18 protein-coding genes are annotated in these 23,929 nt (G+C 40.4%); 11 read left to right on the top strand and 7 right to left on the bottom strand.

Translation table 11 applies throughout. The annotated features are described in order from the left end of the window. Positions 1–433 precede the first annotated feature (433 nt). From M2273_RS04430 to M2273_RS04395, 8 genes are all read left to right on the top strand, one after another. Complete coding sequence (locus tag M2273_RS04430) at positions 434–4,558, top strand: two-component regulator propeller domain-containing protein (RefSeq protein WP_429393477.1); 4,125 nt, start codon at positions 434–436, stop codon at positions 4,556–4,558. 158 nt (positions 4,559–4,716) lie between these two features. Continuing rightward, positions 4,717–5,439, top strand: coding sequence for an SDR family oxidoreductase (locus M2273_RS04425; RefSeq protein WP_429393475.1), 723 nt, complete (start codon positions 4,717–4,719; stop codon positions 5,437–5,439). Between the two features lie 8 nt (positions 5,440–5,447). Next, on the top strand, positions 5,448–5,984 hold the full coding sequence (locus tag M2273_RS04420) for a hypothetical protein (RefSeq protein ID WP_429393472.1): 537 nt from the start codon (positions 5,448–5,450) through the stop codon (positions 5,982–5,984). A gap of 10 nt (positions 5,985–5,994) precedes the next feature. Next, entirely contained in the window at positions 5,995–6,255 is a 261-nt protein-coding gene (locus tag M2273_RS04415) for an acyl carrier protein (protein ID WP_429393470.1), read from the top strand. Between the two features lie 2 nt (positions 6,256–6,257). Beyond that, positions 6,258–7,607 (top strand): beta-ketoacyl-[acyl-carrier-protein] synthase family protein, encoded by a 1,350-nt coding sequence (locus tag M2273_RS04410; protein ID WP_429393468.1) that lies wholly within the window; start codon positions 6,258–6,260, stop codon positions 7,605–7,607. 5 nt (positions 7,608–7,612) lie between these two features. After that, positions 7,613–8,425 (top strand): enoyl-ACP reductase FabI, encoded by an 813-nt coding sequence (locus tag M2273_RS04405; RefSeq protein WP_429393466.1) that lies wholly within the window; start codon positions 7,613–7,615, stop codon positions 8,423–8,425. Continuing rightward, positions 8,415–8,816, top strand: a complete 402-nt coding sequence (locus M2273_RS04400; RefSeq protein WP_429393464.1) for a holo-ACP synthase — start codon at positions 8,415–8,417, stop codon at positions 8,814–8,816. Before M2273_RS04405 ends, M2273_RS04400 begins: the two co-directional genes overlap by 11 nt. A 3-nt stretch (positions 8,817–8,819) precedes the next feature. Then, the gene (locus tag M2273_RS04395; RefSeq protein WP_429393461.1) at positions 8,820–9,641 is read left to right on the top strand and encodes an alpha/beta fold hydrolase; all 822 of its coding nucleotides are present in this window, start codon (positions 8,820–8,822) and stop codon (positions 9,639–9,641) included. 17 nt (positions 9,642–9,658) lie between these two features. Here the strand turns inward: M2273_RS04395 and M2273_RS04390 are convergent, their stop codons facing one another. Beyond that, complete coding sequence (locus tag M2273_RS04390; RefSeq protein WP_429393996.1) at positions 9,659–9,820, bottom strand: hypothetical protein; 162 nt, start codon at positions 9,818–9,820, stop codon at positions 9,659–9,661. Here M2273_RS04390 and M2273_RS04385 point away from each other — a divergent pair. Then, a complete protein-coding gene (locus M2273_RS04385) occupies positions 9,776–10,297 on the top strand; it encodes a glycerol acyltransferase (RefSeq protein ID WP_429393993.1) in 522 nt (173 codons plus the stop codon). The genes M2273_RS04390 and M2273_RS04385 overlap by 45 nt on opposite strands. Here M2273_RS04385 and M2273_RS04380 read toward each other — a convergent pair whose 3' ends face one another. Next, entirely contained in the window at positions 10,298–11,710 is a 1,413-nt protein-coding gene (locus tag M2273_RS04380) for a tetratricopeptide repeat protein (protein ID WP_429393458.1), read from the bottom strand. Between the two features lie 308 nt (positions 11,711–12,018). Between M2273_RS04380 and M2273_RS04375 the strand changes: the two genes are divergently transcribed. Beyond that, a complete protein-coding gene (locus tag M2273_RS04375) occupies positions 12,019–13,833 on the top strand; it encodes a glycoside hydrolase family 2 protein (RefSeq protein WP_429393455.1) in 1,815 nt (604 codons plus the stop codon). An 18-nt stretch (positions 13,834–13,851) separates the two neighbouring features. On the opposite strand, the gene M2273_RS04370 is transcribed toward M2273_RS04375, so the two are convergent. From M2273_RS04370 to M2273_RS04355, 4 genes are all read right to left on the bottom strand, one after another. Beyond that, complete coding sequence (locus M2273_RS04370) at positions 13,852–14,973, bottom strand: alpha/beta hydrolase (RefSeq protein ID WP_429393453.1); 1,122 nt, start codon at positions 14,971–14,973, stop codon at positions 13,852–13,854. A gap of 1,137 nt (positions 14,974–16,110) precedes the next feature. Beyond that, on the bottom strand, positions 16,111–17,109 hold the full coding sequence (locus tag M2273_RS04365) for a hypothetical protein (protein ID WP_429393451.1): 999 nt from the start codon (positions 17,107–17,109) through the stop codon (positions 16,111–16,113). Between the two features lie 24 nt (positions 17,110–17,133). Then, positions 17,134–18,111, bottom strand: a complete 978-nt coding sequence (locus M2273_RS04360; RefSeq protein ID WP_429393449.1) for a FimB/Mfa2 family fimbrial subunit — start codon at positions 18,109–18,111, stop codon at positions 17,134–17,136. A gap of 428 nt (positions 18,112–18,539) precedes the next feature. Further along, positions 18,540–20,072 carry a S10 family peptidase gene (locus M2273_RS04355; protein ID WP_429393447.1) on the bottom strand — a complete coding sequence of 511 codons (1,533 nt, stop codon included), beginning with the start codon at positions 20,070–20,072 and terminating at the stop codon, positions 18,540–18,542. Between the two features lie 577 nt (positions 20,073–20,649). Here M2273_RS04355 and M2273_RS04350 point away from each other — a divergent pair. Next, positions 20,650–23,121 carry an ABC transporter permease gene (locus M2273_RS04350; RefSeq protein WP_429393444.1) on the top strand — a complete coding sequence of 824 codons (2,472 nt, stop codon included), beginning with the start codon at positions 20,650–20,652 and terminating at the stop codon, positions 23,119–23,121. 172 nt (positions 23,122–23,293) lie between these two features. On the opposite strand, the gene M2273_RS04345 is transcribed toward M2273_RS04350, so the two are convergent. Then, complete coding sequence (locus M2273_RS04345) at positions 23,294–23,848, bottom strand: outer membrane beta-barrel protein (RefSeq protein WP_429393441.1); 555 nt, start codon at positions 23,846–23,848, stop codon at positions 23,294–23,296. Positions 23,849–23,929: the final 81 nt, after the last annotated feature.

Here is a 23,929-nt window from a genome sequence, read left to right as displayed (position 1 = left end):
CTGATAATGATGTAGTTGTTACTTTCAGACCATTTAAAACATCCTTCAACCCATTCGCTAACTCTTCTGAGAGCATAATTTGCTACACTTAGCGCCTGGCCCCGCCGGTTGGATGGGCAGTACTAAAATTGATAAAGTCACAAATGGGCCATCGCAATATTAAATATTATATGAAACTATTTCCCATAAACACCGTATGAATAAAAACAAGAACTAACTTAAAATAAAGTTTTTGGTAGTTTGGAATTATTATAAATGTTAAAAGGCGGTTTGATTGATATAAGTTCTGCTCCGGTAGAAATTATTAAGATTAGATTCCTGAGGCCAAACTAATAGGCTCCGCAAATACGCGTATTATTTAGCCGCTGTAATACTTGTTTTGATTTAAAACATCAGCGGATTAGATATACCATAATAGTATTAACACAATAAAATGAGGCCAATATTTCTTTTTATCCCGTGTTTATACCTGCTTTTTCCCGGATTATCTTATTCGCAAATACACGCTCTTAAATTTAAACAGCTTAGTACAAACGAAGGTCTTTCCCAAAGCCATGTAGGAACCATTATTAAAGACAGTCGTGGCTTTATGTGGTTTGGAACCGAAGATGGCCTTAATAAGTATGACGGTTATAAATTTACTCATTATAAACACGACCAGAATAATAAAGCAACTATTATTGATAATTATGTATTAGCTATAATGGAAGACGGTTCCCATAATTTATGGATCGGAACCGAAAGCGGGCTTGACAGATTTGACCGGGCGACAAATACATTTATCCACTATTCCAATCATTTAACTTTTGCCGTCAGGTCTATCTTTTTAGATAGTAAAAAAAGGATCTGGCTGGGCACCAGTAAGGGCTTATATCTATTTAATGCTACAAATGGTTCATTTAAAAAATTTACACATACAGATAAAAACGGTTTAATTAACGACTTTGTTTACCAGGTTACTGAGGATAATAATGGCCGGCTATGGATAGGAAGCGATGATGGACTTTATCAATTTAATCCCCAAAATGGTAAGTTTATTCGTTATGTTCATGATCCGGCAAACAATAACAGTATTGGTGCCAGCTGGATAAAAGCGGTATATAAAGATAGCAAGGGCAATATTTGGGTAGGTACACATGGGGGCGGGCTGGCACTATATAACAGCAGAAGTGATTCATTTATAAATTTTAAACATAACCCCAATAACAGCAATAGTATTTGCCATAATGATATTCTTTCGATACTGGAAAGCGGCGACGGAAAGCTGTGGATAGGGACCGAAAATGGCGGCATAAGTGTGCTCGATTATCCGGCCAATAAGTTTATTTGCTACAAATTTGATCCAAATGACCATTACAGTCTTAGCAGTAACTCTGTTTATTGTTTATATAAGGATGACACAGGAAATACCTGGATAGGCACTTATTCGGGCGGTGTTAATTTTGTGCCGGAGTTTGGCAATAAATTCAGTTCCTATAGTCAAAACCCAAACAATCCCAATAGTTTAAGCAACAATAATGTGCTGGCCATCTCCGGCGATGACACTGACGAAAATATTTGGATTGGCACCGATGGGGGTGGGCTGAATTTATTTAACCGGAAGAAAAAAACCTTTATTCATTACCTGCATAATGCTAATAATAGTAATACGATAAGCAATAATCATGTAATGGCGATAGTATCAATAAATAAAAATATTATCGGTATTGGCTACCACATTGGTGGCTTTGACCTGTTTGATAAAAAAAAGGGAACTTTTATACATCACATGCCCCAGGCAAATAATCCACGCAGCCTTTCCCTTTCAGATATCAACAATATGTATAAAGACCATGACGGCAATATATGGTTAGGTACCTGGAAAGGCGGACTTAATTATTATAACGTAAAAACCGGTCTCTTTACACGATACAGGAACAACCCAAGGAATAATAACAGCATAAGCAGCGATATTGTTACTACCGTATTCCAGGATAAACAGGGCAATATATGGATAGGCACTGATAACGGCCTGGATATATTAAATCCTAAAACAGGCCGTTTTACGCATTACAGGCACGATGAGGGAAATAAACACAGTTTATCAAACAACACTATCGAGTCGGTTACCGAGACGGATGACAGTGATATATGGATAGGTACAAACGGAGGCGGACTTAACCTGTTTAACAAGCGCAGCCAAACATTTACGATATATACCGAAAGGGAGGGTTTGCCTAATAACGTGATCTATACGATTTTGAAAGATCGTAAAGACAACTTCTGGTTAAGCACCAACAAAGGGATTTCCCGGTTTAATCCCAAAACTAAACTCATCAGAAACTATGGTATTTCTGACGGGTTGCAGGGAGATGAATTTAAAGGCCACTCCTGTTTTCAAACTGCAGATGGGCAAATGTTTTTTGGCGGCGTAAACGGATTTAGCACTTTTTATCCCGATAGTTTAAAAGATAATGACTTTATTCCTCCTGTTTATATAACAGGGCTACAGATTTTTAACAAGCAGGTAACCACCGCCGATAAAAACTCCCCGCTTCAAAAAGATATCAGCGAAACAAGTTCCATAAACCTTTCCTATAAATACACGGTACTTACATTTGAATTTGCAGCCCTGAATTATACCATTCCCGAAAAAAACCAGTATGCTTATAAGCTGGAAGGCTTTGATAAAAACTGGAATTATGTGGGTAATAAGCGAACTGCTACGTACACAAATCTGGACCCCGGACAATATACATTCAGGGTAAAGGCATCTAATAACGATGGGAAATGGAACAATAAAGGTACATTTATCACCATTAATATTAAGCCTCCTTTTTGGCTTACCTGGTGGTTTAAATTAATTGCGGCTTTAATTTTTATAATTAGCGGCCCGGCATTTTATATTATCCGCACACGTTCCATATGGAAACAAAAGACCGAGCTTGAACGCCAGGTTGAAGAGCGCACCGAACAGCTGGCCCGGGCGATAGAAGTTGAAAAAAAATCGGCTCTTGAAGCAGAGGAGGCTAACAGGGCTAAAAGTATATTTTTGGCAACCATGAGCCACGAGATCCGGACGCCGATGAATGGAGTGATCGGGATGGCCTCTTTACTTGCCGAAACTCCTTTGGATGAAGAACAGCGGACTTTTACCGAATCTATACAAACCTGCGGCGAAGACCTGCTGGCGGTGATTAACGATATTTTAGATTTTTCTAAAATAGAATCGGGTAATATGGAGCTGGAGGAAAAGGATTTTAGCCTGCGTACCTGTATTGAAGAAGTTTTTGATGTTTTTGCTTTAAAAGCCGCCCACTTAAAGCTTGACCTGGTTTACCAGATTGACTATGATGTACCGGCGCAAATTATTGGCGATAGTTTAAGACTTCGTCAGATCCTGATCAACTTAATAAGTAACGCTATCAAGTTCACCAAAAAAGGTGAAATTTATGTGGCAGTACACTTATTCAGCACTTCAGAGGATAACCAGATTGAATTAAGCTTTGAGATAAAGGATACCGGTATCGGCATTTCTGCCGATAAGCTGAACAGGTTATTTAAAGCTTTTTCGCAGGTTGATTCGTCAACCACCCGTCAATACGGCGGCACGGGCCTTGGCCTGGTTATAAGCGAACAACTGGTGAAGTTAATGGGCGGTAAAATTAGTGTAGAAAGTGAAATTGGTAAAGGAAGTACATTCCGGTTTTCTATTCACTCGCAAAAAAGTTTACTGCAAGACCCAATACAAATAAACCATCATATGAATGGTTTTGAAAAAAGTGAAATTTTGATTGTTGATGATAATGATACCAATTGCAGAATTTTAAAAGGTCAGCTGGAGCAGTGGAAGCTAAGCCCGGTAGTAGCCAATTCAGGTGAAAAGGCCCTTGATATATTGTCGCAACAAATTGATTTTAAGCTGGTTATTGCCGACATGCAAATGCCGTTTATGGATGGAATTGAACTGGCAACCTTAATACGCGCTAAATACCCCGAATTACCCATAATGCTTTTGAGCTCCATAGGCTATATTTTCCATAAAGATAATCCCGATCTTTTTTGCGCTATATTAACCAAACCTGCAAAACAAGATAATTTATATAAACACATTTTAAAAGAACTTGGCAGGCGCATAAATTTTACCATTCATGAGCCGCTGCACGCCGATATTACAAAACATAAACTACCTGATAATTTTGCAAAAAGGTACCCATTGAATATTTTGGTTGGTGAAGACAACCAGATGAACCAGAAACTAATTATGAAGATTTTGAATAAATTAGGATATGAAGCCGATTTGGCAGCAGACGGACTGGAGGTACTGGATTTTGTTAATAAAAAAACATTCGATATTATTTTAATGGATGTACAAATGTCCAAAATGGATGGCCTGGAAGCTACACAAATAATAAAAAAACGATTCCCGACCCGCCCCTTTATTATAGCGATGACAGCCAATGCCCTTCAAACCGACTTACAAATTTGTATGGATGCAGGTATGGACGACTATATAAGCAAGCCATTTAAATTGGATGACCTGGTTAACAAGCTGGAAAAATGGGCACGGAAGAATTAATACAACTGGTTGATAAGCCTTGAACCAGTATAAAAGCAAGCATAATAAGTAACACTAATCAACAACTTTTCGTATACGTGTTTCTTTGACTAAGCCAGTATACATTTGCTTTCAATAATTTAATTACTATATTGATGGACTATTTTTTTATATGATAAATGACAGATAAAAAGATATTGATAACTGGTGCAAGCAGAGGCCTTGGTTTAGCGATATCGAAAAAATTATCAACAGAATACCAGTTAATTCTTCATGCTTCACGTGTCGGGAGCTTTGCAGAGGTTATACCCAATAGTCAGATCTTATGCGCAGATTTTTCTGAACCGGAACAATTGGTTAACTTTTGTAAACAGTTAAAAAAAGAGCATGGAGATTCGTTATATGCTATAATAAATAATGCCGGGGTTACTTTTGATAACTCGTTAATTTATCAACCCGAAAAGTCAATAGACGTTATGCTTAATGTTAATTTAAAAGCGCCTATCATGATTTGCAAAACAGCGATGAAAATTTTTAGTTTAAGTAAGCGTGGCGTTATTATAAATATAAGTTCGGTAGTAGCAGAAACAGGTAATGCATTCCAATCGGTATATTCAGCTACGAAAGCCGGACTGGTTGCGCTATCTAAATCATTGGCGCAAGAAGCCGCTGCACTTAACGAAGATCATCATATTCGGGTGCTTAGCGTTTCACCAGGCTTTATTGAAACCGATATGACTAATAATTTACCTGAAATTCAAAAAGAAAAATATTTGAAAATGATCCCATCAAAGAGATTTGGAAAGGTGGAAGATGTTGCAGAGATGATAGCCTATTTATTATCCGATCAGGCTTCTTATATCAACGGGACAAATATTCATATAAATGGAGGTTTAGTTTGATGGACTTTATGGATAATCTCATGGGAGTTGCCCCTGAGGATGTACTGGTCCATGGCCCTAAAAAAATCTTATTAAATAAATATCATTGGCATCAGCCCGGTGTGGGAATTATTGCCAGCTATTCCCCTACGACTGTAGATGTTGAAGATCATTTTGGAATATTCAGAGGCGTTGACCAGATTGAAGCCTTTGCCCAGGCTACCATCGTATCGTGCAGCGCCTATGCAGAATGTATAAAACAACAATGTACATTTAACCACCTTAAACAAACTTTTAACCCTTTATTTGTGAGTATAGGGCAGGTCAATTTTCGGGGATATTTACAACCCGGCGATGTATTTATCAGTATGGGTTTAATAACCTTTTATAAATTCAGACAAATGACCTGCGATGGAAGAATTTACAAAGTACCGAAGGGATTAGATGTTGATAACTACTTTGGTAATTATACAAAAGAAAAACTGCTTAAGTATGATTTAGAAGATGGGTTTACTTTAATAGCAGAACTATTTGATGTTACAGGACGAGGAATAAAAAAACAATAATTATAACCTAATGGAAAGACAAGAAATAACTACGGGCCTGATAGAAATATTAAGAACAGTCAGAACAATAGATCCGTCTAAACTGGATAATGTTACGGAAGATACTGATTTTATAGCCGACTTGAACACCCCGTCAACAGAAATGATAAACATAGCTGCCAAAGCCGAACAGAAGTTTGATGTAGAATTTGAGGATGACGACATCGATGACCTTGGCTCAAAAGTTAAGGATATTGTTGATTTGATCATAAAAACCAAGCAAAAAGTTTAATTATGAACATCGAGGGAAGGCGCGTGGCCATAGTAGGCATGGGAGGGGCTTTCCCTAACTGTAAGGATCTGAATGATTTTAAGGCAAAACTATTTAAAGGTGAAAGCCTTGTACGGGATTGGGACCTGGCGCTTGCCCATGGAAAAAATATCCGTTCAACAGTATCGGGTTTTATTACCGAAGAAGAAATGGGTCTGGAAGCTATTTACTCAACTCTTGCAGAAAATTATCCGGAAACCTATATTGATACGCTGGGCAGGATACCCGACGGCAATCTGGCTACGGCCGATGTTGGGAGTATCTGGGCTATGCTTGGAGCACAGGAGGCCATAAAAATGGCTGGCTGGACAAAACCTGAAACTGAATCTGAGCAAACAGGGGTAGTTATTGGTTCCGGAGGTGCGGGGCACGTCATTTTAAGGACCGCCTGGCATAATTTTTTTGAACTTAAACGCAAAACCCGTATCGCAGGTTCGCATACGGTTGACAGGGCCATGGTTTACCGGGATGCCGCCAATGTATCCTGCTTAATCAAAAACAGAGGTGTTTGCGAATCTATTGGTTCGGCATGTGCAACCGGGTTAGGTAATATCGGCTATGCTTATCGCCTTATTAAATTCGGTATTCAGGATCGTGTAATAGCAGGCGGGGTTGAGGGTACCTCGTTAGAAACGTTTATTGGCTTTGATGCCATGCAGGTATTAAGTAAGGGGTTTAAAGCTGGTGAAAGTTCCCGGCCATTCGATACCAGCAGGAATGGGTTTGTTTGCTCATTTGGCTGCGGCATTGTTGCCCTGGAAGAATATGAAGCGGCTAAAGCAAGGGGCGCGCAGGTATTAGCGGTAATTGACAATTACCATAACAACTCTGATGGTGCCGGCAATATGTTTTTCCCATCCTTTTCCGGCCAAAAAAGATTATGGAAGGGTTTATTTGGCGATAGTGCCATTAAAGCTGATGTTGTAAAAGTTCATGGTACTTCGACCCCGGTTGGTGATGCCATTGAATTGCTAAGCGTGGTTGATGTGATGGGCGAAGATGGTTACCAGATTGCCGCACCAAAATCGCAGTTTGGCCATATGCTGGGCGCTGCCGGCGCTGTTGAACTGATAGCATCTATATTTATGCTGCAAAACCAACAGGTGTTGCCCTGTTTAAATTCGGAAAGATTAAACCCCGAACTGGAATCATTTCAAAAAACACTGGAATGGGATGGCCCGGATAAACCGCTGGACGCTTACCGGCATTTAATATCTCCGCAAACACTGGCTAAAGAAGTTAACCGGATAGTTTGTTTGAACTATGGTTTTGGCGGTACAAACAGTGCCATGTCCATCTCCAGGAACAATTAAAGCCCATGATCGACAATAAAGATAAAGTAGCGGTTATTTTCGGGGTGAGGAATGATAGCTCCATTGCGTATGATATTGCCGTAAAGCTGCATAACTCAGGTTGTAAAATTGCATTGAGCTATGTTGACGATACAAAGGTAAATGTTTTGCATTTGCTTGATGAGTTAGGCGTACCGCAACATTTTGCTATGGAAGTGGACGTAAGAAATGAAGAGCAGATAACCAGATTTATGCAGTGGGTATATACGGAATTGGGCGCCATCGATTATGTTTTACATGGTGTTGCATTTGGAAATCAGCAGGTCATGTGCTACAGTTTACCGGGCAGCAATGTACCTGCACCAAAGTATATTGATATCCCGTTTGAAGATCTTATGGATTCCTTTAATATCAGTGCCTATTCGCTGCTGAGGATTGCACGGGTTGCAGAGCCTTTACTGGCTCAAAATGCCTCCGTATTAACGCTTACTTACAATGCCTCGCAAAGAGTGTTTCCTGGTTATGCGGGAATGTCTGTTAACAAGGCGGCACTTGAGAATATCGTAGTTTACCTGGCCGATTATTTTAGAAATAAGCAGATCCGGGTAAATGCTATATCTGCAGGCCTGGTCATGACCACGTCGGCAGGCGGTATAAACGGTGTGCGTAAGCTCAGGAAACTCAGTAAAGCTACAGCTCCGCTTGGTAATATTGAGGTTGGGGATGTAGGCAATGCTGCCTTGTATTATTTTTCAGACCTTTCAAAAAAAGTTACCGGAAACATACATTTTGTTGATGGCGGGTTTAACATTATGGCGATAGCAGCTGATGGAGAATGATATTTTAAGATCGATAAACAGCTTAACTATTGACAAAAAATTTGCAATTGGCAATGATCTTGTTTTTATCCCTGATTTTGAAGCTTCATTAACCCCACTGTTTAAAAATAAAGTTTACACCCCCAATGAGATCGTTTATTGTGATCTTTTTGATGATTCCCTGTTGCGCTACGCATCAACGTGGGCGGCAAAGGAAGCAGTATATAAAGCGATTAAACAGCTTGATCCGGCAGCTATTGGCTGGAAAAAAATCGAGATCATCAGGAAAAAAATTGGAGGTCAGCCCCTTGTTATCATTCACCGGCAACCGGCTGATACATTTAACATCAGTCTTACCATATCACACGATGGGCAATATGCCTGGGCTATTGCTATTGTCCAAAACCTTTAACGTATGACCAGCCATTACTTTGACCACACTTTCGTAAGGTTACATTATTATAAGTTTGGTACAGGTGCTGACAACATGTTATGCTTTCATGGTTTTGGGATGCATGGCAAACAGTTTAAATTAATGACTGAAACCTTTGGCGATAAATTTACGTTCTGGGGGTTTGACCTGTTTTTTCATAAAGAGACCTGGTTAAAAGATCAAAGCTTAGCCACAGTAAAAAAGGGTTTGCAAAAAAAGGAGTTTGCCAACCTCATTAAGGATTTTTGCAAACATGAACAGATTGGGCGTTTTTCGGTAATTGGCTATTCCATGGGTTCTCATTATGCCACAACAGTAGTTGAGGAGCTGCCTGATAGGGTTAATGAATATATTGTAGCTGCGCCTTCGTCTATTAATCCGGGCGCTTTGATCCGCTATTTCGGCAAAAATAAAACAGGAAATAAACTGCTTGAAAAATTAATGCTGAGCAAAAAGGCTATGATCAATTTAATAAGTTTATGCGAATGGTGTAAATTTATTGATGCAGCCGGGAGGGACATTTTACATAACGAAATAGGTACGGCCGAGTTAAGGTTTGCTTTATATGCCTGCTTTACTTATTTACGTCATTTAGAAACTAATGAACAGCAATTAATCAATATGCTCGAAAAGCATAACATCAGGAGTATATTTATTTTTGGCAAATATGATAAAATGTATTTACCCGCTATTGGTAAAGTATTTTTTACCAGGTTGAAACAGGCAGAAGTTATAATTTTAGAGGAGAACCACGAAATGATCAATAAAAATTTTGTTTCAACATTAGCAGAGCTGTTGTTATGATCATAAAATCAAAACCATTACATCCGTTTTTTTTTAAATGCGGGGCCATCATCATTGGCCTGATCTTTAAAAGGCGTTTTAATAAAATAGTTATTAAGGATATTGATATCAACCCTGGACATTCCTACCTGCTCATGTGTAACCACTTTAGTTTTCTTGATGGATTTTTGGCCTTTCATTTATGTAACCGGGTAATGTGGGGGCCGAACAGTATGAAACGCCTTTATATTATGTCATTAAAAAAGCAAATGCAAAAGAACAAGTGGTTGAGGTATTGCGGCAGCTTTTCCATAGATCCGGGGAAGCGCTCCATTAGAGAGAGCTTTGAGTATGCAGCCGAAATTTTACGTGAACCAGGTAATTTACTGCTTTTTTATCCGCAGGGGCAACTGGAAAGCAATCATATCAGGCGCATACAATTTGAAGATGGTTTAAACGAGATCATGGCGCTTACTCATGGCAAATGCCAGTTAATATGGAGCAGTAATATATTCGAATATTTTGAAAGCAGTAAACCTTCGGTGTATTTTGACATGTTAGATTGCGGGACCGGCGAGGATTTTGTTTTTGAATCAGTAAAACAAAAAATAAACGCTCACCACAAAAATGCATTGGATAAACATGTTCGCTTTACCCGAGAAAAAGAAGTTGCATAACTAATCCGCCTTGATTCGTTTCAGACCTTCTTTGGCCTGTGTATCAATGCTGTTTTGATACGCATGATCTTTCATCCGGAGCGTCATATTAAAATAATCACCGGCTTTTTTGTAATCCTTTTTTTGCTCATATAGTTCGCCTGAATATAATGCCGAGTTGGCGGCATAATAATAACTTTCGTTTTTACCTATATTAATGGCTTTCTGATAGTTTGTTAATGCCTCATTATAGGCATTCATTTTATCATAAGTTCTGCCTAATCTGTAAAAGAACTCTATTTTGTCCCGAATGATTTTAAAATCATTGGCTTGTTTAGATTTAAGTATCGCAAGCGCGTTATTGTAATAACCTCCGTCAAAATACAGCCTGGCTTTTAATAGGTCTAAATCCGGTTTAACATCATTTGCTTCTTTTAAAGCTTGTTTATCTTTTTCATCGGTCGCGGCCCCTCTGGTACGAACTAATGTTAAATAATTATTGTAATTGACCTGGTCGTTTTTTAAATAATAATAATAAGCCAGCTTTTGATAGGAGTCTTTAATATAGTTTATACCCTGGGTTTCTTTTATATACTTTAATAAATAATTGTTTGCATCCGAGTCCATACGGCACAATTTTGCGTTACCCAACCAATAATTTACAGCTGGCAAAGAAATATATTCAGATGAGCGCGGAACATTTAAAAAAAAGTTGATCGCTTCATCATTATGGCCTGTTTTATACGCTACATATCCCTTTAAATAGCTTTTTAACAGGCTTTTTTCATCCATATCATTTACTAATGAAATAAGACGTCCATAATTGTTTCTGCTATGCAATACATCTATATCTGTAAAACACATTAAAAAAATAATTTCATCCTTATAATAACTATACTTAGTTCCGGCTATTTGAACCCTGAATTTTTCCATTTGATTAAAGCCCCTGGAAATGTCACCCTTAATTCCAAGGAAACTGGCAATACCCTTCAAGTTAGCTGGAATAGCCCCGAATATTAAATCAATGACACCTAAGCTTTTTTGGTTCGGTAAAAAGTCTTTAAATTTTTCATTGTTTTCTGCTAACAGATTTTTGGCTTTGTTTAAATCCATCGTTGAAGAGGTATAATCTCCAAATTTGGCTTTTATTAACCCCCATTGCAGGTATATTTCTGCTTGTGAAAAGAGATAATATGGTGAATTTTTATCATTGTCTTTTATTTCATCGATCCTGTCAGATTTTCGATCCTTAAATTTTTCGTAATCACTTTTATTATCTGAATTTAACAGATAGAGGTAATCGATGTAATTATCTAAAAGAATAGTAATACCATTGTTGGCGTTTCTGCTCTTTTCTTCCTGTATGATCTTTTTAGCTTCCGGGAATCTTAATTCAAAAATAGCTTTATAAGCAGCTGTTGCATTTTGGTTCATGATGAAGCTGGCTTGCACAGGTAAGTGAAAACCAAAAAAGATGAAAACAATCAAAAAATATTTTAAGGACATTTTTCAAAGTTATCATTTGAATTATATTGATAATACGATCTGCGTGTTTTTCTTTTTGGAGCTCTGTATTCGTTTTTTTCAGGTGGAGCATAAACTACAGGTAGATTCCCCACGTTAGTCTGAATTGTGAAGTTCCGGACTTCAACAAACAACGGGTTTACAATTGATGATCAGCGTCGATGCTCAGATAAATTTATTTTAATAAGTTTGGGTTTCCTTCCAATAAACCAATGATCATGAATAAAAGCCGGATTCGCATAGCACTATTTCTACTAATACTTCTCATTAATTGTTCCTGTTTATTTGCCCAGGGGCCTGCCTTACCTACACCGTGGACAAAAGCAGCCTCAGGTGCCGAGATTCCTTTACCCGAATATCCAAGACCACAACTGCAACGCAGCGACTGGATGTGTCTGAATGGTAAATGGGATTATCGGGGAGGAAAAAATATTGCCAGCGCGCTCGGTCCGGAAAAACCCGTATCTTTTGAAAGTAAATCCGAACAAATACGCGTTCCGTATTGCCCGGAATCTGTGTTATCCGGCATTCAGCGTAAGCAGGAGATCAATATGTGGTACCGCCGTAGTTTTGTAATTCCTTCCGGTTGGCAAAACAAACAGATCGTTATTCATTTTGAGGCTGTGGCCCATCATGCAACCTTATTTGTGAACGGACATAAAGCGGGCAGCCACGCCGGTAGTTATGATGCCTTCAGTTTTGACATAACGCCTTATTTAAGCAACGGGGAAAATACATTGGTAGTTGCGGTTCAGGATCTGAATGACGGCCGCGTGCCATCCGGTAAAAGCGGCCCCCGCGGTGATTATACGTTCTGTTCGGGGATATGGCAAACCGTATGGTTAGAACCGGTAAACAAAACGTACATTGAGAACATCCGTTTACTGCCCGACCTGGCCAATGATCGTTTAAAAGTACTGGTAAACACTACAGGCGAAGGAAAAGTAGTCGCGGCAGCCCTTGATGGAAACAATGTGGTTTCGCAGGCAAAATCAGCAAGTGGCGCCTACTTTTACCTGCCCATTAAAACGCCAAAGCTTTGGTCGCCTGATGATCCTTTTTTATATAACCTGACCATCAGCCTGGAAGATGCCCATGGCCATGTTACCGATAAAGTGAAAAGCTATTTCGGCATGCGTGATATTAAATTGGGCAAGGTTAATGGCGTTACCAGGCCCTTGATCAATGGCAAGTTCATCATGCAGCTTGGGCTGCTTGACCAGGGTTACTGGCCGGACGGCATACTGACTGCCCCAACAGAAGAGGCACTCAAATTTGATATCCAGTTCACCAAAAACGCCGGATACAACCTGATCAGAAAGCATATGAAAACCGAGCCGCAGCGGTTTTACTACTGGGCTGATAAACTGGGATTATTGGTTTGGCAGGATATGCCGGCGATATGGTATCAAAATGAAGATACCACCAAAACAAGAACCGAATTCAGGAAAGAGCTAAAAACGCTTATTGACGAGCATTATAACGCTCCATCCATTATTACCTGGGTGCCTTTTAATGAAAACTGGGGTGCTTTTGATGTTAAGAATATAACCAATTGGGTTAAACAATACGATCCTTCAAGACTGGTGAACGGCAATTCCGGTTTTAACAATAACCCCAACTATCAGAAACCCTATGGCGACCCGGGAAATGGGGATTATGTCGATACCCATATTTATGTTGGTCCGTATGGCGCCTCGGTGCCCGACGAGCGCCGCGCAGCATCATTAGGCGAGTTTGGCGGCGTAGGTTTGTTTGTGCGCGATCATATGTCGCCTGTAGCCAATAATGCGTATGACTATGAACCCACCAAAGCCAGGCTGACGGATAGGTATGTGTTTTTGCTGGATCAAGTGGAACAACTCATGAAGTACAAAGGCCTGAGTGTGGCCATCTACACGCAAACAACCGATGTAGAACATGAAATTAATGGGGTACTTACATATGACAGGGCTGTGGAAAAAATGGAAATAGAAAGGGTTAAAGCGGTCAATGAGGCGGTTATTAAAGAAAGTTATAAATTGATGCCTTAATTTTCTCACAAATATTCGTCATTGCGCAACCTTCACCGGGTGATAATCTTTCCAAAGCCACTCCAGCGCTTCGGGAAGTGTTTGCTTTTTTACCTGATCGTCAACGTGCCGGGCGTTGCGGGCAAAAACAAACTGGTATGGATAGCCTTTAGCGGCAAGTACTTTGGCCATATTTTCATTTGCAACCACCCAATCATGCATGTCATCGCGCATGACGTTTGGATTAAAAAGGTCCTGGTCGCCTACCTCCATCCAGATTCGCAATGGTTTTTTGGGGCTTTTCTGCATCATGTGCTCATGAAATTCCCAGGCGCCGTGTGGTGTTTTGGGGTTGTAGGGCCATTGTTGGTTGATATAAGTACCGGAATAGGTGAGCACACGGTGATACCATTCCGGGTGATACCAGGCCATGATCAGGGCGCATGATCCGCCCGAACTGCCACCCATGGCAGCGCGACCGGCAGGATCTTTGGTTAGTTTCAACTGGCAATGCCTTTCCACCTGCGGCAGTATTTCATTTTCAACAAATTCTGCATATACGCCGCTCATCGTATCATATTCCAGACCACGTTCGCTGCCCTGGGCATCGCCGCTGCCGTTCCCGATAGAGATGGCGACCATCGCCGGTACTTTACCTTGGGCAATCAGGTTGTCTAATACCGTGAAAAGCAAATTGTCTGGCCCGTCGGCACCCACTATGAACGGCGCTGCGGTGCCGGCGACATACTGTTTTGGCACGTACACGGCTACCTGACGGGTGTAGGGAGCCGGATGGCTTGTAGTGACGATTAATTTAGCCGGGTTTGCCGGATCTGCCGTGCCAAATGTATTGGGTTCCCGGGCAATGCCGGGGTAAATTTTGCTGTCCTTCGAATCCATGGTAAAGCGAATTATGGTCCCCTGCGGTACGTTAGCCTGTACGATTGATTCCGGTGCAGGATGATGTGTCGGGCCTATAATAAAATTCCCACTGGAGTCGGGTGAAGGAATGGCGCCATCCGGTAATTCCTTTGCTGATACATAGCCAGGTCTATGCGGATCGCGGATTGGTATCTGGGCGATGGCCGGGTTTATGCTCCATATCAGGCAACACAACATACCGAACACTATGGTACGATTAATTATTTTGGTTAACTTCATTGATGTTGTTTTAAGGGAGGCGAACCTTATGCCTGCGTTTAAATTTAGGGCTTATCATTGTAGCATCAAAATTTGGGGGGGGGGTAATTTGAGGGCTATTGCTGTGGAATCGTACGGGGGGCAGATCGGGACTGGGGCATCCCTGGTACGCGGTCAGCGGTACGCCCAAGCGCGATCTTTGCCCTGCCTGGTAAAGATGCCCGCGATCGGATTCTTTTTGATAACTATCAATTTTAATATTATTTGATATTGTTATACTTAAGCGGTTTGAGGTCCCAGCTACAGCAGCCACCTGCCTTAAAGCATAGGCCAATTGAATACTGAATCAATGTCTGAATAGGTTGACAGCATTGTCGAAGGCCAAAATCCAATGCGATGCCCATTTATAAGTTATTAACGGTTCGAGTGAACCGGTCACCTCAGCTTTTCATCCCATCAGACATGCTTCAATAAAACAGAGCTCAATTGCAATTATCCATATACATCTTGTCGTATCGGCCGTTTTTTTATCAAACAATATCCAGGAGATCGCTTATTCTTTCTTGGATCAGATCTGTTTCGGAAGTAAAAAAATGTGATGTTTTGACTATGCCGTCGTAAATATACCTGAAACGGTGTCCTAACAAGATGAACGTGATATCCATACCCGCGTCTCTTGTGTGTTGTCTGATGATGAACTTACATTTAATAATTTGACCATTACTTTTTCTCGTGAACACTATGGAATCGGAAGTGGTGTGCAACCTCTCAAAAGAGATATCAAAAAATTTGTTAGTAATTTTGTGAGTTTGTAAATACTCGATGTACAGTTGGGTATAAGTTAACTCTCCGGACATTCAAATACGCTTGGTTTCCCTATTTAATTTTTTGCTTCTTTCCCTTGTAACAAAAATAAGAAGACACGGGTTGGTAAATAACGTTAAAATTGCGTGAACAACATTAAAGGCCGCAAAGGTGATTTTGCAGCCTTTCTCCATCGATCACATTAACGCTTCTTATTTAAACACGCCGATTGTTCAAGGCCGGTTAGTACTTCATCTACAACGATGTAATTTACCTTCCTATGCATAAAAATCAAAGTGAGCAGCTCTCTTTGTAATTATCTCTCTTAAACATATATCGTTGTATATGGGTGTCTTAAAAAGATATATTGTTGGTTGCTGAATCCCATACGGGATTAACGCTTATATTGAAGCCATTGCCTGCCGGTAGACCGGATCCGCCAAATAACCTACCCGTTACCGTTGTTTGATGACCGATTTGTACAGCAACATTATTAACAATTACGTCAGCAATGGCGTCTCCTGAATAATTGCCGGGAAACCCATCCAATCCAGCTGCTAAGCGTGGTTGCAAAGTATTAGATGCAAACATTCTGATGGAATACGATTTATCAGCGTTGAAAACGTACATACATAATTTCATGTTTTTTACACCTGTTGTAACCGGGACATCAGGCTGCGTGTATATAGTCGTTCGGCCATTGGCATTTAGAGGCCGTCCGGACGCTGTACTAAAAATGATAGGTTGGCCAGAGGTAGGATCATCCGTAAATGTCATGCCTATGAACTGCACATTTGAAGGAATAGCATCTTCGATATTTACAATAATTTTTGCGACGACCCTATTGAGCTGAATATTTTGGCTAATGCCATCTTCTCCAACTATAATGCTTTCCTTTTGGAAAAAAGTATCTTGTACTTGCGCGGCTTGTCCATACGTAAAATTATCATTCGTGAATGTTCCATTACCGGTAAGGGTAAGCCCCGTTTTACCGGCCGTGAAGGCAGCAGTATAGTTACCAGGAGCCAGCGTAACTGATACCCGACCAAAAGAGGTATCTGAAGCTAATTGCTTCGCTGCAAAAACACGATTTCCATCAGCTCCGTAAATGTTTATATAGATAACATCTACGGCAGCCTGGAGTGCCGAATCGGGCGCAGAGAATGTAGTATTTACCTTTAATTTACCAGACCTTATAGCAGCCGTGTTAAATATGCCTGTTGATTGTGCAAAGCCTATACTAAAGCTTACGCGGCTTGACTTTCCGGAGGTGTTTATTTTGTTATTGTTGTCTTTTTTACAAGCGAACAGCATAAGCATAATAGCTAACATACTGAATGTATATTTTCTCATTTGACCTGTTAATTAGTTATGAAATTAATAATGTATTGTTGTCGGGACGCCCCATTCTGAATTTATTGAGATGCTTAGACCATTACCGGAACTTCCATTTGAAAAACTGCCCGTAAGTATGGTTCGTTTATTTACCTGGCAGCTAACATTATTAGCGGCATGCGCTGCGATGATCTTGTTCGAGCTATCATAGGCTGTAAGCGTTATGTTGAATGGAACAGTAGTATTTAGTATTATTTGAGAAAACTTAAAGTTTGCTGTTCCTTTAACAGAATCAGGCACTACAAAGCTCGTGGTAAGTGAATCGGTTCCAACAGGCTGGGCGCTGCCTATGTTGTATTCAAAAAATTCGTTTCGGATAAGCATATCTACCCGGGCAGCGTTCTGAGGTATTACGCTATTAAAATTCACTTCCAGTTTGCCAACTACACGTTCAAGAGTAATTGGTTGATCGATAGGTGCGTTAGTCACAATCAGTTGGAATTTCTTGTAAAAAGTATCATACCATACGCCCTCATTGTTCGCTCCGTTGTGGCTTGTTTTGGGAGAATAAGAATAAAGATAACCATCGGCAAGCTGAAGGTTTTGTTTGTGAAAGTCAGTATGCTGGTCGTCCTGGGGGCCAACGGCCAATTTAAGTTGATTTTGCCCTGCGTCCGCTACAACAGTATAAGTTCCTGCTGTTAACGAATCCGAAATAATCCCGTAGTTGGATACGCCCGGTACCTGCTCCAGCTTTCTTATTAATTTACCTTGATTATCAAAAATACATAAATGAAGTACCGTAGCATACGACTCCATATTAGTTGTTGATGAATCAACCCGCAAGCCGTTGACCTGGGTTTTGCCATTAATAGCATTCGAAATGCTTTGTTTAAAATTAGAGACACTGAAAGTGACCTTGTAGTTTTTTTGAACAGGCTTCACTTCATTTGATTTCTCCATTTTACAGGAAAAAAGAAAAAAGAAAGCCATCGTCATGAAAAGTAGAGCTGTTTTCATTTGATAGAATTTTAATTGTTTATTATTCGGTTCAATAACACTGCATTCTTATAAATGCAATCAAAAAAAACTTTATTATAATATTTAATAAAATATATTTTTTTTCAAATGTATAAAATAACAACTAACTAAATCATTAAAATACAGCAAACTAAATCGTGTAATTACAATGTTACACCAACTTATAAAAAAAATAAAGCAACTTATTTCTTTATAATTAATATAAAATAATACTATTAATTATAACAAAGATGCAAATCAGCATGTTGCGAGATTATTTAAAAAAGATAAAGTTTTAGTTAAAAAGAAATGTGCTTACTAAGCAAATGTTTACTCATAACGAAGCAGCGCGGAGGGGTTTGAATCCAGGCATTACACCAGGAAACGGGCTGATCCTTTATTTCAGGACTATATTGCGTTCTTATACTTTAATACTTGGCCGGATCTCCTGGTTTAGGTATTGATTCCAATATAAACTTCCTGAGATCTGCTGTAGCTGATACCCGTGCATCTTTCTGCATGTAAATCATATGCCCGCTTTTATAGCAGATCCATTTAATGCGGTTTTTTAGCTTGCCGCCCGGGTCCAGCTGCCCAAGGGTGTACCTGACGTCAAAATAATCACATGAACCGTCATAATACCCCGATTGGGCAAGTACATGCAGATGCGGGTTTTCGGCAATGGCTTGCCGCAGGTTTTCGCCGGTATGATCATTGTCATAGTTCCAAACGGTTACATAGCCCGACATAACGTATTTAAGGTCAGTTTTGTAATTCAGATCATTCCTTAAATAGCTGTTAATTGCCGGCGTAAAAGCATTTGACCAAGCAGCAGTTTCGGCGGGGTAATCGGTGGTAGAGCCACCCGCTTGCCTGTCAATTCCTTTGTAGCGCGAGTCGAGCCTGCCTATGGTATAACCCTTATCGCGCAGCAGTGCTTTTTGAAACAGGTCGCGGTGAATATCCAGGTTATACTCCAAGATCAGTTTTTTCGGAAGACCACTATATCGCGCAATTTTTTCGGCCATTTCATCTTTTTTAGCATCATCTATAAAGCCCCCCTTGCTAAGTGCCGGCATTAATTGGTTGATGGTAAAGTCTTCCACTTCTGGTAGCAGGGTCATTAAATCTTTCTGCTGAAGATCAGGCGCGAGCATATGATGGTACCAGGCCGCAGCCGCAAAATAGGGAAGGGGTAAGGCTGCTGCTAACGGTCCGCTGCGGTCAATGCCAAGGTCGGTTGGCGACACCAGTATAACACCATTGAGATAAACTCCGTGAGTGTTTTGAAGCTCCAGTGCCAAGCCGGATACCCGATTAGTACCCGAGCTTTCACCGATCAGGAACTTGGGCGAAACCCACCTGTTCTTGCGTGTTATAAAAGTATTGATCCATTCAGCCAGGTATTTCACATCTTCATTTACCCCGAAGAATTTTGACCCAGGCGTGCTCTTATCTACGATCCTGGAATACCCCGTATTTACCGGGTCGACATATACGATATCAGCGACATCCAAAATGGAGTTCCTATTTTCGCTGACACCATAAGGTTGTATAGGATATCCTTCATCGTCGACATTGACCAGCTGCGGGCCGGTGTAACCGATCTGCATCCAGCAAGAGGGCGACCCAGGACCGCCATTAAAAGAAATTACCAGAGGGCGGCTTGATTTATCTTTTACACCATCGCGTTCATAATAGGTGTAAAAGACCCCGGCAACGGGGCGTCCGTCTTCATCCCAAACAGGGATACTGCCTGCTGTAGCCGTGTAGGTTATTATCTTGCCACTGATGGTAACCTGATGTTTGGTAACAACGGAAGAATCAATTTGCAGCAAACGACTCTTTGTAACGGGGTTCATGTTTTTAGTGGCTATATCCGCATCCGGAGCCGCTGCCTGGCCAAATGCAGTATTCGTACAATAGATAAGAACGAGGACAAAAATTAAAGATTTATTCATGCGGGCGGTTAAATAACCTTGCAAAATAAATTAATATTCAGCATCCATGCCGCAACTAAGCGTGTTTTTTTATTATATTACCCCGTTCTGACGAACGCCTCTTTCATGTGCTTCGCTGGACAAGTTTGTTCTCCTCTTATTAAATTGCGGATCCACTAAAAGGATAAATCGCCATGCCTTCGACCTTCAGGAACGGCAGCACGATACACGAATAAAGCATTTTATCCGTTTTCTAAACCGCGTCCGGTTTCTGCTGTAATTCTTCTATCCGTTTAGAGGCTTCGGCCAATCTACCCGGCCTATTATACATAATCGTACAATGATTGTAACGAAACCGAACAGTATGCTATAATAATTTTATATAATAAATTGATAATAAGAAATATACAACGCTGGCACTAGATTAGATGCGTTCTCATGTGTCGTTTTAAATATCATTCATCACATGGTAAGAATGAAGTTTTATGCCAACCCTTCCGGCAAAAAAATAAAATTTAAAGCTGCCCATCAGGTATTAACATCAAATTATTTTTAACCGTTAAAACCCCTTCCGAAAGGGAGATCAGGAGGTGCTATTATGTTTAAAAATTATTTCAAAACGGCTGTTAGAACCCTTACCCGGAATAAGCTTTACACGACGCTAAATATTGCAGGTCTTACGTTCGGCCTAAGTTGTTTTCTGCTGATAGGTCTTTATCTCTTTGATGAATTCACTTTTGACCATCAGCATAGCAAAGCTGACAGAATTTACAGGATAGTTGGACATAAAAACGTGAATGGCGAATCAACAACGATTGCGGGTGCTGGTTATCAGCTTGCAGAAGAGTCGAAAACAAAAATTCCCGGCGTTGAAAATACAACCCGCATCGTAAGGACCGGAAGATCAAATATTCTCAATCCTGAAAATCCATCTAATTTTTTTCAGGAAACCGTTACCATTGCCGATGAAAATTTGCTGCAAATTTTTGACTTCCCCTTAATCGCCGGTAACAAACAAACTGCATTGACGGAACCTAATTCGATTATCATTACACAGGAGCTCGCCATGCGGCTGTTTGACAAAACAGAGGTGCTCGGCAAAACATTGCAGTTTGATTTTATGCCCTCTCCTCTAAAAATTACCGGTGTTTTAAAAGATCATCCGCGCAATTCAACCTTTGATTTCAGCTCCGTGATTTCAGAACCAACTTTTAGCAACAGGCCCTCTTTTAAACAACGTGTAGCCAGTGACTGGTTATCGGATAGTTTTTCTGTATATACATTATTAAAACCCAATACCAGCGCGGGTTTCGTCGCAGCACAAATGGAGAAAATGGTGCGCGCTAATTTTACTGTACCAGCGGGTACAGCATTTTCTTTTAGTTTGCAGCCATTAAAAGATATCCACCTTAACTCTGAAAATATTATTGACGGTGCAAGAAATGGTAATGTAGATGCTATTGCTCAGGGAAGCCTGCTGTACATCAAGATATTTACATTCATTGCTTTTTTTGTTCTGCTAATCGCCGGCATCAATTACATGAATCTTACTACGGCAAGAGCTTCGAGTCGCTTAAAAGAAATTGGTGTGCGTAAAACGATAGGCGCACTCCAAAACAATTTAATGAAGCAATTTTTATTTGAATCGTTGCTCGTGACATCTGGCTCATTTTTGTTATCGGTGATTGTTGTTAACCTTGTGCTGCCTGCCTTTAATCAATTTACCAATAAAGAACTTTCACTTGGTTTCTCTTCTGATTATCGCATCTGGATTTATGCTATCCTTTTCGCCATACTCACCGGTTTGTTATCTGGTAGCTATCCTGCATTATTGCTTTCCCGCTTTAAGCCCGTTTTATTGCTGAACGGCTTTAAGGTTCAAAATAAAAGTGCTTTATCATTAAGAAAGGGATTGGTTGTTTTTCAGTTTACCATTTCGGTGGTAATGATCATTGCAGCCATCGTTCTGTTTCTGCAGGTAAAATATTTGAACAGTACCGACCTTGGATTTAATAAAAATCTTTTGGTTGTCATTGACGTGAATACGGAAAAGGCAAGAGCAAATTTTGAAACCGTAAAAACTGAGATGGCTAAAATTTCTGCTGTGCAAGATGTGTCAGTTACCTCAAGAGTTCCGGGCGAATGGAAAACCTTTCGTACGGTTAAGATTCAAAATTCCGGCAGTACTAACGAGTCAAAGGTTGCCTACATGTTTGGTGCGGATAAAGATTTTTTAAAAACGTATGAAATCAAATTATTAAAAGGAAGGAATTTTGATGCACCGGCAGATTCATCAGCTATCATCGTGAATGAAACAGCAGCAAAGCTGTTAGGTATAATAGAACCTGCCGGACAGATCGTTGAGATTCCTGGAATGTCGGAAAATGGCGACGGAAGCTTTACGTCGCTGAACGATAACAATATCCCTTTTGAGCCAAGAGTGATCGGAATAGTGAAGGATTTCCATTTTCAAACATTACATGCCAAAATTGAGCCGTTAATACTTGGCTACAATACAAATCCTGTGCAGCGTATTGACTATTATACCGCAAGAATAGCTGCTTCAAATATCAAAGGTACATTAGATAAACTGAAGGATGTGATGGTAAAGAATGATAAAAATGATCCTTTCGAATATCACTTTTTGAACGACCAACTTGCAGGATTTTACATTGAAGATGGGCGTCGGCAAATAATTTTAATATGGGTATCACTCGCGACCATTTTCATTGCGTGCCTGGGTTTATTTGGTTTGGCAACTTTTTCCGCTGAACAAAGAACAAAAGAAATTGGGATACGAAAGGTAATGGGGGCAACTGTTTTCAATCTGACAACATTGTTATCCAAAGACTTTTTGAAACTGGTCCTGATGGCTAATGGCATTGCGTTTCCTATAGCTTGGTGGGCAATAAGCAAATGGTTGCAGCAATATGCTTATCATATTGATATACAGTGGTGGTTTTTTGCCGCAGCCGGAGTATCAGCTTGTATAATTGCATTGTTAACCATTTCTTACCAGTCAATAAGGGCGGCAATCGCCAATCCGGTGAAGAGTTTGAGAACGGAATAAAGGTTTGTTATCTTATTATGTCTTTCTAAAGGCAGGTTAAATTCGATTAGAAGCTTAAATATTCAAAGGTGGATTACCCAATTACCATATGATTAGGCGGGAACAAAGTACTACCTGCATGAAAAAGCCCGGGCATTTGCGCCCAGGCTTGTCTACATGTTTAAGCGTCTGATTAGAAACGGTATGCCAAACGCAGACTTGCCTGATTAAGGGCTCCACTGTTTGACCAGTTTTCAAATCTCGCCCCAACTTCTATTCCGTTGCCAAAGGTATAGCCTACACCAGGCGACCACGCAAATGAAGTTTTATAGTTGGGGCTTTTGGCAGCAATTGCCACACCAGCCTGGCCTTCCACAAAAAAGCCGTGGCTAACGTAATACTTGATACCCACCTTAACGGGTATGAAACTGGCACCCGAACTATTATTGCCGTCAGCCTTGAGAAACTCCTTTTCGAAACTGGTATATGGCAGGTAGGTATACCCCGCTGATATGGTAAACATGGTGTTGGTGGCAATAGGCAACTCATATTTGGCCGATGCCCCCCACACGCCTGTGGAGCTACCCCGAACATGGTTCAAAGTAACTCCCCCGTCCAACCCGAAACTAAATCTGGCATGATCTGCCGGAGTCGATGATGTAGTAGTGGTGCTGGTTGATACTGACTGAGCAAAACTGTACCATACTGTACCGCATACTACGGCCAGCGTAAATAGGATCTTTTTCATAATAAAGTGTGTAAAGTTAAATTTGACAGCCCGGCAGGGTACCGCTGCATTGGCTGCTTGACAACACAGACGCATATTTTT

Origin of the sequence: Mucilaginibacter lappiensis, from assembly GCF_050433765.1 — a bacterium.
Classification (GTDB): Bacteria; Bacteroidota; Bacteroidia; order Sphingobacteriales; family Sphingobacteriaceae; genus Mucilaginibacter; species Mucilaginibacter lappiensis_A.
The sequence above is the reverse complement of the archived record's forward strand: the minus strand, read 5'-3'. Positions and strand labels throughout refer to the sequence as shown.

Bases quoted from the DNA above. Each gene is read 5' to 3' on its own strand.
- M2273_RS04430 (WP_429393477.1), top strand. From the start codon at position 434: ATGAGGCCAATATTTCTTTTTATCCCGTGTTTATACCTGCTTTTTCCC.
- M2273_RS04425 (WP_429393475.1), top strand. From the start codon at position 4,717: ATGACAGATAAAAAGATATTGATAACTGGTGCAAGCAGAGGCCTTGGT.
- M2273_RS04420 (WP_429393472.1), top strand. From the start codon at position 5,448: ATGGATAATCTCATGGGAGTTGCCCCTGAGGATGTACTGGTCCATGGC.
- M2273_RS04415 (WP_429393470.1), top strand. From the start codon at position 5,995: ATGGAAAGACAAGAAATAACTACGGGCCTGATAGAAATATTAAGAACA.
- M2273_RS04410 (WP_429393468.1), top strand. From the start codon at position 6,258: ATGAACATCGAGGGAAGGCGCGTGGCCATAGTAGGCATGGGAGGGGCT.
- M2273_RS04405 (WP_429393466.1), top strand. From the start codon at position 7,613: ATGATCGACAATAAAGATAAAGTAGCGGTTATTTTCGGGGTGAGGAAT.
- M2273_RS04400 (WP_429393464.1), top strand. From the start codon at position 8,415: ATGGAGAATGATATTTTAAGATCGATAAACAGCTTAACTATTGACAAA.
- M2273_RS04395 (WP_429393461.1), top strand. From the start codon at position 8,820: ATGACCAGCCATTACTTTGACCACACTTTCGTAAGGTTACATTATTAT.
- M2273_RS04385 (WP_429393993.1), top strand. From the start codon at position 9,776: ATGTGTAACCACTTTAGTTTTCTTGATGGATTTTTGGCCTTTCATTTA.
- M2273_RS04390 (WP_429393996.1), bottom strand. From the start codon at position 9,820: ATGAAAGGCCAAAAATCCATCAAGAAAACTAAAGTGGTTACACATGAG.
- M2273_RS04380 (WP_429393458.1), bottom strand. From the start codon at position 11,710: ATGAACCAAAATGCAACAGCTGCTTATAAAGCTATTTTTGAATTAAGA.
- M2273_RS04375 (WP_429393455.1), top strand. From the start codon at position 12,019: ATGAATAAAAGCCGGATTCGCATAGCACTATTTCTACTAATACTTCTC.
- M2273_RS04370 (WP_429393453.1), bottom strand. From the start codon at position 14,973: ATGAAGTTAACCAAAATAATTAATCGTACCATAGTGTTCGGTATGTTG.
- M2273_RS04365 (WP_429393451.1), bottom strand. From the start codon at position 17,109: ATGAGAAAATATACATTCAGTATGTTAGCTATTATGCTTATGCTGTTC.
- M2273_RS04360 (WP_429393449.1), bottom strand. From the start codon at position 18,111: ATGAAAACAGCTCTACTTTTCATGACGATGGCTTTCTTTTTTCTTTTT.
- M2273_RS04355 (WP_429393447.1), bottom strand. From the start codon at position 20,072: ATGAATAAATCTTTAATTTTTGTCCTCGTTCTTATCTATTGTACGAAT.
- M2273_RS04350 (WP_429393444.1), top strand. From the start codon at position 20,650: ATGTTTAAAAATTATTTCAAAACGGCTGTTAGAACCCTTACCCGGAAT.
- M2273_RS04345 (WP_429393441.1), bottom strand. From the start codon at position 23,848: ATGAAAAAGATCCTATTTACGCTGGCCGTAGTATGCGGTACAGTATGG.